Below are 13946 nucleotides of genomic sequence, written 5' to 3' on the forward strand. Positions count from 1 at the left end.
TTTCGACGGCGCGGAACGGACGCTCCCGTTCGAACCGTTCGAGGCCGGTACTTCTACTCGTCCCCGGTCTCGTCGTACGGCCACCGACCGCCGATCTTCAGCTCCTGGACGTACCCCTCGTCGAGCAACGCCTTCGTCTCCTCGCGGGAGCGCTGCGGGAACTCCCGGTCCGCCTCGGCGGCGGTGAACGCCGCGGAGGCGACGAGCACTGACAGTTCCCGGAGGTCGCGGACGTCGAGTTTGTCCAGCGTGTCGGCGTGGGTGTGACCCCAGCCGCGGCCGCTCGAGTCCGAGCTCGAGGAGGTCATCGACGCGGGGACGCCCTCCTGGACGAACGCCCACTGGTCCCCGTGGGGGCTGATGGTGTCGTCCGTCTCGAGGGGCACGTCGTACTCGTCGGCGACCTCCTCGAAGAGGGTCGCGACGGCGTCGAACTCGTTGGCGTTGACGCGGAGGGTACGGGAGTTGCCCGCGCCGTCGAGGTTGATGACGCACTTCACGTTCTCGAGATCGAGCGTCGCCGCGGCGTGGGAGGCTCCCTGGAGGCCGATCTCCTCGGAGCCGAAGGGGACGAACCGGACGCGGGTCTCGAGGTCGTCCTCGACCCGTTTCAGCAGGCGGGCGATCTCACAGACCAGCGCGGTGCCCGCGCCGTTGTCGTTTGCCCCCTCGGCGATGTCGTGGGCGTCGACGTGGGAGGTCACCAGCACGACCTCGTCGGTGTCGGGCCCGACCTCGCCGACGACGTTTACGGAGTCGGTCGGTTCGTTCCGGGCGTCGACCCCGAGTTCGACCGTCAGTTCGCCGTCCTCGGCGTGGCGGAGCAGCCGTCGGCCGACCTCCCTGGAGACGCCGACGGCGGGGATCGGCCCGGGGCGGTTGTCGTAACCGATCTCGCCGGTCGCAGGCAGACACCCCTCGACGTGGTTGCGGAAGACGAAGCCGACCGCGCCGGCGTCGACCGCGCTAGCGTACTTCTCCATGCGGTGGAGCCGGCGGTCGTGATCCGCGGGCGTCTCGCTCGAGGCCATCGCGACGTTCCCCTCGAGGTCGGCGTCCGCGAAGTCCTCGAGACGGCCGTAGCCGACGTCGACCAGCTCCGCCTCGACGGTTCCGCTCGGGGTGCCGGGGAGACCGATCACCTGATAGTCGGCGTCGTACGTCTCCGCGTGGGAGCGGGCGGTCTCGAGGACGGCGTTCCCGCGCCACCAGCCGTCGATCTCGAACTCCTCGAGGGCGACGTTTCGCAGGCCGACCTCCTCGAAGGCCGCTTTCACGCGTTCCGCGCCCCGTCGTTCGCCTTCCTGGCCGGCCATCCGGTTTCCGATGTCGACCAGATCCTCGAGTACGTCCCAGTGGAAGGAACTCGTGTGGGCGTCGCCGACGACGCTGTCAGGTAGTTTCGTCATGGAGTGTGGGGGATCGGGAACCCCAAAGAAGGTACGGGATGCGGAAGTCGGGACCGCTCGATGTCACGAACGCGGTCACCGACTCGAGGTCGCCGGGCGGAGATGTGCCGCTCAACTTACTTGGTCGGTCGGCTCCTCGTGACTGTCACTGCGAGATGAACGCAAGCACTGCCGGACTCGAACGCTGGACCCAGCGGTTCGTCGTCGCCAGCACGGCCGCCTTCGCGGCCACCCTGCTCTCGATCCTCGCCGGGGCCGACGGGCGAACGATCGTCCTGCTCGGATTGTTCGGCTTCGTCTGCCCGATGATCTTCGGGATGGGCTATCTCCTCCTGCCGCCCTACGCCGGGCGGACGCTGTCCGAGCCACGGCTCGCTGGGGTCCACTTCGTCATGGCCTACCTCGGCGTCGCGCTCCTCGTCGGCGGATGGCTGCGAGACGGGATCGGTACCCTGTTCACGGCCGGGGCGATTCTCTGGACGCTGGGCGTAGCCACTTTCGTCGGCTCGCTGGCCGAGACGGTCGGGCCCGTCCTCCTCGAGCGGCCCGGGGACGTGTTCAAACTGGGTGACCGCCCCCAGCGATCTACCAGGGTCGCGACGGCGGCGATCCCGGTCGCGCTGGGGTATCTCCTGGTCGGGACGGTCGCACTGCTTGCGAGCACGCCGCTCCTCGAGCAGTCGGTCGCCGTCTCGCGTGCGAATCACGTCTATGCGTTCGGGTTCGGCGCGGTGCTCGTGTTCGCCCTCGGTGCGCGCCTGCTGGTCGGTTTCTACCACGTCTCGCCGCCGCGGAGCCTCGCCTGGCCGACGCTCGCGGCCGGCGCGATCGCCCCGGCGTTTCTCGCTGCAGGGCTCGGCCGTCCGCGCTGGTTCCGCGTCGGCGCGCTCGTTACCGGGATCGCGATGGTGTGTTACCTGCTCCTGGTGGCCGTCGTCGCCGTTCGAACCGACCGCTCCCGGACCGAGCTCGCCGGCATCGGGCTGGGGGCGCTCGCGGGTGCGCTTGCCGTCGCAGTCGCCGTCCCGCTGGCGTTCGGCGCCGGGATCGAGGACGCCGTGGCGGTTCACCGGACCCTCGTACTGGCTGGCTTCTTCCCGCTGACGATCGCCGGCTACGCCTACCAGTTCTTCCCCATCCCTGACGGCCGGTTTCCCGGTGCGAGCGAGCGGACGGTGGCGATCTCGATCGCGCTCCTGGCGTCCGGAGTCACCGTCCAGGCGGCCGGCATCGCCTTCGGGACCGCCCAGGCCCAGGTTCGATCCGTCGGCGTCGCGCTCTCGTTCGTCGGTGCTGTCGTCTACGGCGGCTTGCTCGCGGGACGGTTCGCGAGGTGACCCCACTCCCAATCTGATTTGGAACCGTCCTCTTTGCCGAACAGTCACGAGTCCCTATATGGTCACGAACGACTGCGACCGGTCGTCCGACGACGCCCTCCTTCGAACCGAGCGCCGCGAGTCGGAGTCGATACTCTACACCCTCGTCAGAGCGATCGCTGCCGCCGAGGGAGTCCCCGCCGCCGAACTCGAGTCGCTATACGAGAGCGTCGACGCTGGGGCCCTCGCGGAGTTGCTCGAGCACGCCGACCGTCGAGGGACCGAGGTACGAGTCGCGTTCACGGTCGGAGAGTACGACGTCGTCGCGTCGCTCGAGGAGACGATGACGGTTCACGTCTACGACGCACGGTGATGTCGGTCGGCGGGGCTATGCCTTCACCTGATTTCCAATAACAAAGCCTCGTTGACGCCCTCCGTCGATGACGGGGTGAAGCCCGTGTTGGATATACCGCGCTTATTCCAGAGAGAGCGGTCGGACTGGACACCGGGTCAGCCAGTTCGGTCGGCGGGGACGGAAGGCGATCAGCGACTTTACAGTAGGACTGCCTGGGCCAGTCCGAGGAAGACGAAAAAGCCCAGCACGTCGGTCGCCGTGGTGATGAAGATCGTCGCAGACGTCGCCGGATCGTATCCGATTCGGTCGAGCAACATCGGCGTAATTGCGCCGAAAAAGCCCGCGATGACGAGATTCGCGACCATCGAGATACCGATAACGACCCCGAGTAAGAGGCCGAATTCGCCGAACGAAAAGGCGGTAGCGATCACGGCGACGAGCACACCGGTAATCGTCCCATTGACAGCACCGGCAACGACTTCGTTGAAGATGACACGCTTACCGGTGTTGAGCGACACCTCGCCGAGTGAAATCCCACGAACCGTGACCGCCATCGCCTGTGTCCCAGCATTGCCACCCATTCCGGCGACGACCGGCATGTATGCCGCCAAGATGGCGACAGCAGCGATAGTCGACTCGAACAACCCAACCACCGCTGCAGCCATAAACGCCGTTCCGAGATTGAGGATCAACCACTTGTATCGTCGCCGTACCTTCGTTCCCGGACCGTCGAGAACGCTTTCCTCTTCAGTGACGCCAGTGAACTCGTACAGCGTTTCACCCCGCGCCTCTTCGAGCAGTCGCAACAGGTCCTCGGCGTGGATTACTCCGAGGATGTCCCTGTCCTCGTCGAGCACGGCAACGGAGCGCTCGCGGTTTTGCCTGAACACCTCAAGGACCTCTTCGTCATCGCGGTCGTACCGGACATTCGGTGTCTCCTGGACGTAGTCGCTGATCGTCTCGGTTTCAGGATTGGCAACGGACAGCGCCACTCCAGGGAGTTCCCCACGTAATTCTCCGTTCTCAGTGACGAAGATCGTCGGAACCTGTCCCGTCGTCTCTTCGAACCGACGAACGCGTTCGATCACTTCCGAGAACTCCCGCGTTACATCGACAGTGACGTAATCGAGGCTCATCACCCCGGCTGCACTTTCAGGGTCGAACGAGAGTAAGAAATCGATTTTTTCGCGGCGCTCGCTATCGAGCGTGGTGAGCAGCGCGTCACGCGTCCCTTCATCAGTAAACCAGAGAACCGCAGTCACTTCGTCCGGATCGAGCTGGTCGATAAACGTCTTCAATTCATCCCGACTCATGTCCGCGATGAGGTGTTCTTGTATCTCTTCGGAGAGTGCGAAGAATACGTTTCGCCACTCGTTCAGTGGCAGGTCCGTGAACGGCTCCGACGGCTCCGAAGCCATCGCAATCGTCTCCGGTAGGTCCGTTTGCCGGGTCATATACGGAGCATATAAGTCTAGCAGTAAATCATAACTGGTAGCACTATCGTGAACGCGGGTCGGAATATAGACCGGTAGAGATAGTCGTACGAGCCGGTGATTGCGGAGGGGATCGAGACGGGTGTAAACTGAATCCGGATGAAGTCGAGCGAGCGCGGCGGCGAACGACTGCGCCGAGAGTCTTCCCGGTATCGAGAACGTCCTCGAGCAGCAGTGCCCGCGGCGAGGATGCCAGAGTGATCTCCGCGAGGACGCGCTCGTCGGCGACGACGGCCTCTGCCGTCGCCGCGGAGTTGGGGACGGAGACGTATCGTCTATCGTTGGTCCCGCTCGATCAGGGGGGCAAGAGCGGCGTCTCGAGCGATGGCATCGATGCGGCGTCGGTGGCTGTTCATGCCGTTTTGTACACCTCGCGATCTGTCGCGAACCGAAAAGAGCGATCTAAAGACTGCCGGATCTTCTCGAGTTTCGAACCGTTCAGAGCCCGTAGTCCGACAGCGAGTGCTGGTGCTTCCAGTAGCCGACGACGGCGTCGACGTCGAAGACCAGCTCCCCGTCGGTCAACTCGAGCGTGATCTCTTCGGTGCCGATTTCGGTGTCGTGGCGGTGCAACTCGAGCGGTTCCTCGAACGTTTCGACGGTTACCATCAGTTCGCCCGCGGCCTCGAGTTCCGCTTGCAGCGTGTCGGCGTTCATGACTCCGTTCGACCCATTCGCCAGCGCCGTCATAAACGACGAGCGCGGTTCCCAGCGACTGGTTACCGGCGTCGGGACGCCGTCTCGAGGGTCTCGTTCGGATCGATTACCCTTCAGCAGGGGCAGTATCGGGGGCGAAGAACGGGAGTCGGCGGCGCGATTTATAGGGGTCGACCGCGACCGTCGAGATATGTACGATCGGATCCTCGTTCCGACCGACGGGAGCGATTACGCCGAGCGGGCAGCGAGTCGCGCGTTCGACCTCGCGGAGACGGCTGACGGTACGGTGTACGCCATCAGTATCGCCGAAACCGGGCCGCTGGGCTCCGTTCGGCTCCCGGGGGACGACGCGAGTGCGGCCGACGTCCTGACCGATCGCGCAGCGACGTTCGTCGAGCGACTCGAGGAACGTGGGGCCGACCGCGGAATCGACGTCGAAGGGGAAGTCAGGACCGGCGTCCCGGCTCACGAGATCCTCGAGTATGCCGACGAGGTGGACGCGGAGGTCGTCGTCATGGGGACGCGGGGACGGGGTGGCGTCGGCCGACTGATGCTCGGGAGCGTCACGGACGGCGTTACCCGTCACGGCGATCTCGACGTGCTCGTGGTCGGGGAGCAGGACTGAGACGGGTTCCTGTCCATCAGTTCCGGCGCACCCACGATCCTGGGGTGGCTGTGCCGGTAAATCGGGACAGCAGTCCGTACGATCCCACTCGGACGACGTTCGAGCGACGGCTCGCCTCACTCGCTCGAGCGGCGTTCCGTGTCCGCATCGGTCTTCGTCGCGATCGCCTTCGACCGACGGCCAAGCCCCCAGCCGAACAGCGCGAGTCCGACGAAAACGGCGACCGCCTGAAGGGCGTGGGCCGCCGGGACGGCTTCCGGCGTGAACCCCCAGGCGTCGAGACCGAGGCTCAACAGAAGCGCCACCAGAAAGAGCCCCAGACCGGCGTCGGCCGCGCGCATGTTCGGCAGGGTTTCCGGCGTGGAGAAGAGCCGACCGACGACGTAGAACAGACAGGTGTAAGGCACCCAGCCGAGTCCGACGTACCGTACCGCCCGCGAGCCGTCCCCCTCGAGAACGAGACGCGGGATCAACCCGAGGTAGACGATTCCGGTCACGAGCAGGCACCCGACCAGCAAACCCCACTGCCGTCGTTGCCCCGCGTCCATAGCTACGACGAGACTGGCGGAACTGTTCAATCTATCGATCGGTTCGACGGCGGCGCCGGCCTGATCGACCGCAGTCAGCGGGATCACCGACGTATTTGTGTTCGGTCTTCGAACACGACGTATGGATCGTCCCACGATCGACGGCCCCTTCGCCCGACACCGATGAGAGGGTACTACGTCCGGTATCTACAGGTTCTCGTCCGGTTTCTCCCCGTCGCCATCGCCTTCCTCCGTGATCGTCGCCGGTTCCTGCTGTTCGGCCCATCCCGGCAGGTGACGACGGCGGTCCACCGCGAGCGTGCCAAACGACTGACCGATATCATGCTGGATCTCGGCCCCGCGTTCATCAAGGTGGGACAGGTGCTCTCGACGCGCCCCGACATCGTCCCCCCGACCTACGTCGAAGAGTTCGCTACCCTGCAGGACGAGGTTCCCGAAGACGCCGGCGGCGATCCGATGACCGTCGTCGAGGCGGAGCTCGGCGACGATCCAGCCGTCGACCTCGAGACGCTCGAACCCGTCGCGGGCGGGTCGCTCGCGTTCGTCTACACGGCCGAGTTCGACTCCGACAGCGGACGGGAACGGATCGCACTGAAGGTGCGACGCCCGGGGCTCGTCTCGCTCGTCGAACGGGACCTGCGCGTCATCCGGGGATTCGTCCCGATCCTGGCGGCGTTCGCCGACGAGCGCCAGCGCTACTCGATCCGGAACCTCGCCGACGACTTCGAGGAGATCATCCTCCAGGAGTTGGACTTCGCCCGCGAGGCCTCGATCATGGCCGAGATCGGCGAGAACTTCGCGGACGAGGACCGGGTCGTCGTCCCCGAGACGTACGACGATCGCTGCTCGAAGCGGCTGGTGGCCATGGAGTACGTCGAAGGCCGAAAGATCACCGACGACGACGCACTCGAGGCAGCCGGGATGGGCCGGACGGAGCTGGCGACGTTGATCGCCCGCACGTACCTCCGGATGGGGCTGGTCGACGGCGTGTTCCACGCGGATCCTCACCCCGGAAACCTCGCCGTGACCGAAGGTGGACGGCTCGTGATCTACGATTACGGAATGAGCCAGCGGCTCACGCGCCAGGAACAGGACGAGATCACCGACCTCTACCGGACGCTCGTCCGGCGGGACGTCGACGGCCTGTTGAACACGCTCATCGCCCTCGAGGTGCTGGACCCCGACGTCGACCGGGTCGCGGTCAGGCAGGTGCTCGAACTGGTGATCGAGAACCTCGAGGGCCGGGGCGACGTCACCTGGCGGCTGATCGTCACGGAACTGCTGTCGATGCTCCACGACTTTCCGTTCCGGATCCCGCCGAACGTCATGTTGCTCATGCGGGTAGGGACAGTCGGCGAGGGGGTCTGTCGGAGCCTCGACCCCGAGTTCGATTTCATCGCAGTGACGCGATCGTTTCTCGTCGACTACGGGTTCATCGAGAGCGAGTTCGAGGCGCTGCTCGAGGACGTGAAAGCGGATTTCCGGCGTTCCGCACCGGTCGTGGCGGGGCTACCGGCCCGGGCTGACGCCGTCCTCGGCCAACTCGAGCGGGGCGAACTCCTCGTCCGGACCGAGCCGGTCGAAGGGCCGACCGGCGGCGATCCGGGCGTCGGGTACGCCGTCCTTGCGGCCGCGCTGTTCGTGACGGCTGGGCTGTTGACGTTCCAGGAGGGGGCGTACGAACTCCTGAGTCTCGCGGGGGCGCTGCTGGCGCTTGCCCAGTACCTTCGCGTCCGGTGGACGTCGGTGCCGTAACGCGCTCGAGTTAGTTTAGATCGGCCTCTGATAATAAACAATTCAGAGTTTAATAATGTATCTCGGCTTCAATCTGGATGGTATGTAGTAGCGTATGGACAAAAATAGTCATTCTACAGAGATTATTTTCATCGTCACAATAGGGCTGTCCGCAATAGAGACAATGCAGTCAAGTCGGAATCTATAACGACAAATCCCGGTCTAATGGGGATTTTCTCGTCGCTGTATTCGATGGTTGGATTGGCTGATCGTTCGACGGTCCAGTATTGATCAGTACAGCGTTATACTCCAATAGACTATATATTGTCTTGGCTATACTAAAATATAAACGCCTCAGATGTTCTTATCGGATCGAATTCAGTTCGGGCAGTTCGAACTGCACGGATCTAGCGCCCCCGTCAACTTCACGTGACGTCGACCAGTAGGTGTGCCCACCTCGATGAGTGCCACAACGGCCGAAAACGGGGTTGGATCGATCGAGCAGCCGAACACTATTTGAGTATATCGAATTACACTGGTACTGTTGTAATCTACGGGCCGGGCACTCTCCGTCTCGGCTCGAGTGCGGAGACCACGGTCAGACCGCGGGAGGTCGCGGTCCCACGAGCAAGCCGAAGAGAACGGTACCCGCCCTCTTACAGGGGAGATGCACACCGAGAAGTGAGAAGCGGAGTGGGTACGAACGGAAACCAGCAGAATTCGTTTGATTCTATCAAACCCTATATCGTGGCCGAGTCGTCTTTGGCGTGTTCGTGAGAAGGTAATATCGGCTATATCAGTGCCTTAACGCCGAGATATCGGTTATAGGGATGTAGTCTCACCACTTGCGGGTCCATCGTGTTCCCCACTGAGTTTGGGTATATCAAATCAATCATATGGCGATTTTATCAGGCCTCTCGACCGGCGAATCCGGAGTTCTCTCGTTACGACCGCTATTCACGTTACGATCGAGAACCTAGAGTGGACCGCCCGGATACCATCGGCCATTGGAGGCCGCTGCGTATCGACGAGCACTAACGCTCTCGAGAGCCGGGGACCACATTTTCGCCGTCCTCGAGGGTTGAGGGCCGACATCTCGACGAGACTCGTATCGGTAACCAGGGTCGGCGGAGTGTATTTGACTATTTTCAATCGGTGGGCAGATGAGGACAGTATAAGATGCTACTCTGCGTGCGTTCAAATATGAAACCGGACACGTCGGACGCGGACGAACCCCGCCAGATCAAATCCGTGCACAAAGCGATCGACATCGTTCATGCGATCAAAGACAGGCGAGGCGCCACGTTACAGGAACTCACCGACGACCTGGAACTGACGAAATCGACGATATACACGTACCTGGCAACGCTTCGCCAGGAGGGGATCGTAACCCAAGAGGACGACGGTACCTACCAGCTCGGATACTGGGTCATTCCCATCTCGAACTACGCACGTAACAACACCGACCTCTATCGGATCGGGCGGGACGAAATCGACGAACTGGCCGACCAGACCCGTCACACCGCTCATCTGGTCACCGAATCGAACGGGAACCAGATCGTACTCTACGAAGCGATGGGGGAAGATGCGGTGACCAGCGACTACCACCTCAGGATGCGAGAAACTCCGCGCCAACTCTACACGAGCGCGGCCGGCAAGTCCATACTCGCGTTTCTTCCCGAGGAGCGTCGGGACGAGTTGATCGCGCGGACGGAGTTCGACGACGACTCGAACGCGATCTCCGATCGGGGAACGCTCCGCGAGCAACTGGCGGAGATCCGCGAACGGGGGTACGCGGTCAACGACGAAGAGGAGATCCGCGGGACCAGGTCCATCGGTGCACCGGTCCGTGGTCCGGGAGAAGCCGTCGCGGGTGCCGTCAGCGTCACCGCACCGAAAACTCGCCTGCAGAACGCACAGTTTACGGACGAGGTGCCGGAGCTGGTGATGGAGGCTGCAAACATCATCGAAGTGAAAATAGAGACCGAGTAACACGGTAAGTCGGATAAACGGCTGTATATTTCAGCGATGCATTTACGTACTTGTTGTCGAAACACCTAGCTGAATTCCCATGAGTAATCAATCCCCGAAGCACACGGACGACCTTCCGAAAGTACAGGCTACCGCCGAGTGGGACCCACTGCAGGCGGTTCGGATGCATCTTCCGGGTACCGAAACGTTCGTCGGGATCATGGACCCCGAACCGAACCTTTTCCTCGACGACTTCTCGCTCGTCGAGGCCCAACGGGAACATCTCAGCCTCTCTCGGGACCTTGAGGAAGCACTGCCCGTGGACGACCCGATCCATTACCTCCACGACGACCTCGCCAAGGGCGGCGGGATGAGCGCGCTGCTCTCGTCGCGTGTCGACTTCGATCTCAGCGAACTCGAGGAAGAGGTCCGGGTGAATCGGCGGGACGAATTGTGGTCGCGACTGCACGAGCTCAACCCGCATACACAGATACAGGCCGTCCTGGGCAACGCGAAGGTCATTCGGCATCGGGCCGACGCCGAGGAGGACGTCCCCGGGTCGAACCCCGACCGCTGGGACACGACGAGCGTCCAACTCGAACAGCCACTGACGAACATGTACTTCCAGCGGGACCAGCAGTTCGTCACCCAGAAGGGGGTCGTCCTCTGTTCGATGAAAGAGGACACGCGCAAGCCCGAGGTCGACATCGCTCGCGCGTCCTGGAAAGCCCTCGACGGGAACCAGTTCGACGTTGACATCGTCGCGGACCTGAGCCAGGTACACGAACACGACGTCACGGAGCACGTCCCGGAACGGGACGACATCCAGTCGACCGAGGTACTCGTCGAAGGCGGCGACTTCTATCCCGCCGGCGAGTTCTCGCTCCTCGGGGTCTCGGCGAAGGTTCCGGAAGGCGCTGCGTATCCGGAACATGACATCGCGGAGGACGACACCGAGTACGTCCATCGGACCACTTACGCGGCCGGTCATCGCCTCCTGATGGACGACGCGTTCGGTGCGCCGGAAGTCGGACTCGTTCGCGCACCGTTCGAAGCCGCTCAGGAGAACAAGGACGACGACAACGGCGAAGTCGAGATGGACATCATGCATCTCGATACGTGGTTCAACTTCGTCGACGAGGACCTCGCCGTGGCGCACAAGGAACTCGTGGACAACACGACTCTCGACGTGTATCGCCGGACCGACGACGGCGAAAAGCCGTACGTCCTGGATCGGTCGGACGCGAACTTCGGCGACTACCTGCGCGAGAAGGGCTTCGAGATCGTCGACGTCTACGACTACGTCGATCCGGACCATCCGGACGTCGACACGGCACTGAAGGCGATCACGAACTTCCTGACGCTCGGCCCGCGTAAGATCCTGCCCGTCCGCTTCACGGAGGACGACGACTGTGTCATGCACCAGTTCGTGACGGGGCTGCAGGAGGACTACGACGTGACGGTCGTTCCCGACGGCGAAGGTCGGAAGATCATCAACCTCCGGGCGGGGTACGGTGCGATTCACTGCATGACGACGCCGCTCCGTCGCGCTCCGAAGTAACGTCTCATCGAGCAACGTCAGAGGCACGGTCGTCGGTGTTCCCCCTCGTCTGCGTTCGTCGTGATCCCTGCACCGCTACTCGGTCGCCGTTCTTTATGACCCCGGCACAGCCGCTCGTTTTTGTTTTTCCCCACTGGGCTTCGGACGTCCAGTAGCCTTCGACGTCACAGGAAGCCAAAACGCCGCTGTGGGGACACAGTATCTGTACTCGGGCTACTCACACGTCCTGCGAGCGTTCGTCACACCGACGCCTGAGAATCAGCATAAGAGTTTTCTGCCACCTGGAGAGAGTTGCAAGTACCCATGAGCTATACAGTCGTAGCTCTGGGTGGGAACGCCCTACTCAGAGGTGGCGAAGGATCGATAGAAGACCAGCGAGAGACGATTCGTGAAACCGCTCCACACTTTGCGGATCTCCGCGAGCGTGGCCACGAACTCGTCTTCGCCCATGGTAACGGCCCCCAGGTCGGCCAGCTGCTCCTGCAAAACGAAGAGTCGGACACTGCCGCGGAGAAGCCACTCGATGTCCTCGGTGCCGAATCGCAGGCGCAGATCGGCTACCTCCTCCAGCAGCAACTCCGTGAGGAACTCGGCGAAACGCCCGCGACCGTCATTACGCAGACGCTCGTCGACGAAGCCGATCCGGCATTCGACGACCCCACGAAGCGGATCGGCCCGTTCTACGACGAAGCCGAAGCCGAAGAGAAGGACTTCCCGGTCAAGCAGGACACGAACGGTAACGGCGAGGTCGGCTACCGGCGTGTCGTTCCGTCCCCGCAACCGATCGAAATCATCGAGTCGGAACGTATCCAGACGCTCGTGGAAACCGGCAAGCCAGTGATCAGCGTCGGCGGCGGCGGCGTTCCCGTCGTTGAAGAGGGCAACGGCCTCTCCGGTGTCGAAGCTGTCATCGACAAGGACCGCGCCGCACAGGTGCTCGCGACTGATATCGAAGCCGACGAGTTCCTAGTGTTGACCGACGTCGAAGCGGTCTATCGGAACTTCGGGACCGACGACCAGGAACGACTCGATCAGCTCACCGTCGACGAAGCGGCAGACCTCCTCGAGGCCGGCGAGTTCGGTGAAGGCAGTATGGCACCGAAGGTCGAGGCCTGTATCGAATTCGTCGAAAACGGTGGCGAGCGAGCGATCATCACGGCCCCGGAAACCGCGACCGAGGCGCTTGACGATGAAACCGGCACGACGATCGTGCCGGCGGACCGATAACCGATAAGTGAGAATAGCCGAAGAACTAAATACCAGACCAAAACAAACACAAACCGATGCAGCATCTCATAGACCTCAACGACGTCACAACGGAAGAGATCGAGCAGTTGTTCGAACTGACTGACGAAATGAAGGAGAACCCCGACGAGTTCTCCGCCGTAATGGACAACAAGACCCTCGTGATGCTGTTCGCGAAGCCGTCGACGCGGACGCGCCTGTCTTTCGAGACGGGAATGACTCAGCTCGGGGGCCACGGAATCTTCTTCGAGATGGGGTCCTCTCAGCTCAGCCGCGGAGAACCCATCTCGGACGTCAGTCAGGTCATGTCTCGGTACGAGGACGCCATCATGGCCCGTCTGTTCGATCACGAGGAAATGATCGAACTGGCCGAGAACGCCGACGTGCCGGTCGTCAACGGACTGACTGACCTCCTCCACCCGTGTCAGGCTCTGACCGACCTGTACACCCTCCACGAAAAGGACCGTCTCGACACGATCGCGTTCGTTGGCGACGGGAACAACGTCGCCCACTCGCTGATGCAGGCGTCCGCGAAGATGGACGTCGACTGTCGCATCGCCACTCCCGAAGGTATGGAGCCCGACGAGGAGATCCAGGAACGCGTCAGCGATGCTGACGTGACGGTCACCAACGACCCGTACGAGGCAGTCGACGGCGCGACCGCCGTCTACAGCGACGTCTTCGTCAGCATGGGCGAGGAAGACGAGCGCGAGGAGAAACTCGCCGAGTTCGACGGCTTCCAGGTCGACCAGGATCTCATGGACGCTGCTCGCGACGACGCCGTCTTCATGCACTGCCTCCCGGCCCACCGTGGCGAGGAGGTTACGGCTGAGGTCGCCGACGGTCCCCAGTCGGTGATCTTCGACCAGGCCGAAAACCGCATGCACGTCCAGAAGGCCATCCTCCATACGCTGGTCAACGAATAAGTCCGGATCTCCCCTCGAACACCGACGGAAGCGGTCGAAACAAAACGCGTCGACATCCATCCCCAACCCACTTTTCGGCTACAGCGCGCGTCGTGTGTAGCCACGG

The 13946-nt window shown here is 62.7% G+C and carries 12 protein-coding genes; 8 read left to right on the forward strand and 4 right to left on the reverse strand.

From position 1 onward, the window contains the following. Window positions 1–53: 53 nt before the first annotated feature. Entirely contained in the window at window positions 54–1409 is a 1356-nt protein-coding gene (locus CHINAEXTREME_RS12040; RefSeq protein WP_007141588.1) for a M28 family peptidase, read from the reverse strand. A 155-nt stretch (window positions 1410–1564) separates the two neighbouring features. On the opposite strand from CHINAEXTREME_RS12040, the gene CHINAEXTREME_RS12045 reads away from it, so the two are divergent. Beyond that, on the forward strand, window positions 1565–2746 hold the full coding sequence (locus tag CHINAEXTREME_RS12045) for a hypothetical protein (protein WP_007141589.1): 1182 nt from the start codon (window positions 1565–1567) through the stop codon (window positions 2744–2746). Between the two features lie 58 nt (window positions 2747–2804). After that, entirely contained in the window at window positions 2805–3098 is a 294-nt protein-coding gene (locus CHINAEXTREME_RS12050; RefSeq protein WP_007141590.1) for a HalOD1 output domain-containing protein, read from the forward strand. A gap of 179 nt (window positions 3099–3277) precedes the next feature. On the opposite strand, the gene CHINAEXTREME_RS12055 is transcribed toward CHINAEXTREME_RS12050, so the two are convergent. Both CHINAEXTREME_RS12055 and CHINAEXTREME_RS12060 read right to left on the reverse strand, forming a co-directional pair. Continuing rightward, window positions 3278–4534, reverse strand: a complete 1257-nt coding sequence (locus tag CHINAEXTREME_RS12055) for a magnesium transporter (protein ID WP_007141591.1) — start codon at window positions 4532–4534, stop codon at window positions 3278–3280. A gap of 477 nt (window positions 4535–5011) precedes the next feature. Next, window positions 5012–5230 (reverse strand): hypothetical protein, encoded by a 219-nt coding sequence (locus tag CHINAEXTREME_RS12060; RefSeq protein ID WP_007141592.1) that lies wholly within the window; start codon window positions 5228–5230, stop codon window positions 5012–5014. Between the two features lie 190 nt (window positions 5231–5420). Between CHINAEXTREME_RS12060 and CHINAEXTREME_RS12065 the strand changes: the two genes are divergently transcribed. Next, entirely contained in the window at window positions 5421–5855 is a 435-nt protein-coding gene (locus CHINAEXTREME_RS12065) for a universal stress protein (RefSeq protein WP_007141593.1), read from the forward strand. Between the two features lie 116 nt (window positions 5856–5971). On the opposite strand, the gene CHINAEXTREME_RS12070 is transcribed toward CHINAEXTREME_RS12065, so the two are convergent. Then, window positions 5972–6403, reverse strand: a complete 432-nt coding sequence (locus CHINAEXTREME_RS12070; protein ID WP_029601626.1) for a hypothetical protein — start codon at window positions 6401–6403, stop codon at window positions 5972–5974. Window positions 6404–6565: 162 nt separating this feature from the next. Here CHINAEXTREME_RS12070 and CHINAEXTREME_RS12075 point away from each other — a divergent pair, with 162 nt between their 5' ends. The 5 genes from CHINAEXTREME_RS12075 to argF all read left to right on the forward strand — a co-directional run bounded on the left by CHINAEXTREME_RS12075 (window position 6566) and on the right by argF (window position 13840). Next, window positions 6566–8158: an ABC1 kinase family protein gene (locus CHINAEXTREME_RS12075; RefSeq protein ID WP_007141595.1), complete on the forward strand. Its 1593-nt coding sequence runs from the start codon at window positions 6566–6568 to the stop codon at window positions 8156–8158. 1182 nt (window positions 8159–9340) lie between these two features. Next, complete coding sequence (locus CHINAEXTREME_RS12080) at window positions 9341–10129, forward strand: IclR family transcriptional regulator (RefSeq protein ID WP_007141596.1); 789 nt, start codon at window positions 9341–9343, stop codon at window positions 10127–10129. 79 nt (window positions 10130–10208) lie between these two features. Further along, window positions 10209–11669: an arginine deiminase gene (gene arcA, locus CHINAEXTREME_RS12085; protein WP_007141597.1), complete on the forward strand. Its 1461-nt coding sequence runs from the start codon at window positions 10209–10211 to the stop codon at window positions 11667–11669. 303 nt (window positions 11670–11972) lie between these two features. Beyond that, window positions 11973–12896, forward strand: a complete 924-nt coding sequence (gene arcC / locus CHINAEXTREME_RS12090; protein WP_007141598.1) for a carbamate kinase — start codon at window positions 11973–11975, stop codon at window positions 12894–12896. Between the two features lie 56 nt (window positions 12897–12952). Continuing rightward, window positions 12953–13840 carry an ornithine carbamoyltransferase gene (argF, locus tag CHINAEXTREME_RS12095; RefSeq protein WP_007141599.1) on the forward strand — a complete coding sequence of 296 codons (888 nt, stop codon included), beginning with the start codon at window positions 12953–12955 and terminating at the stop codon, window positions 13838–13840. The last annotated feature ends 106 nt before the right edge of the window (window positions 13841–13946 follow it).

The sequence above is a fragment of the Halobiforma lacisalsi AJ5 genome, assembly GCF_000226975.2.
GTDB lineage: Archaea > Halobacteriota > Halobacteria > Halobacteriales > Natrialbaceae > Natronobacterium > Natronobacterium lacisalsi.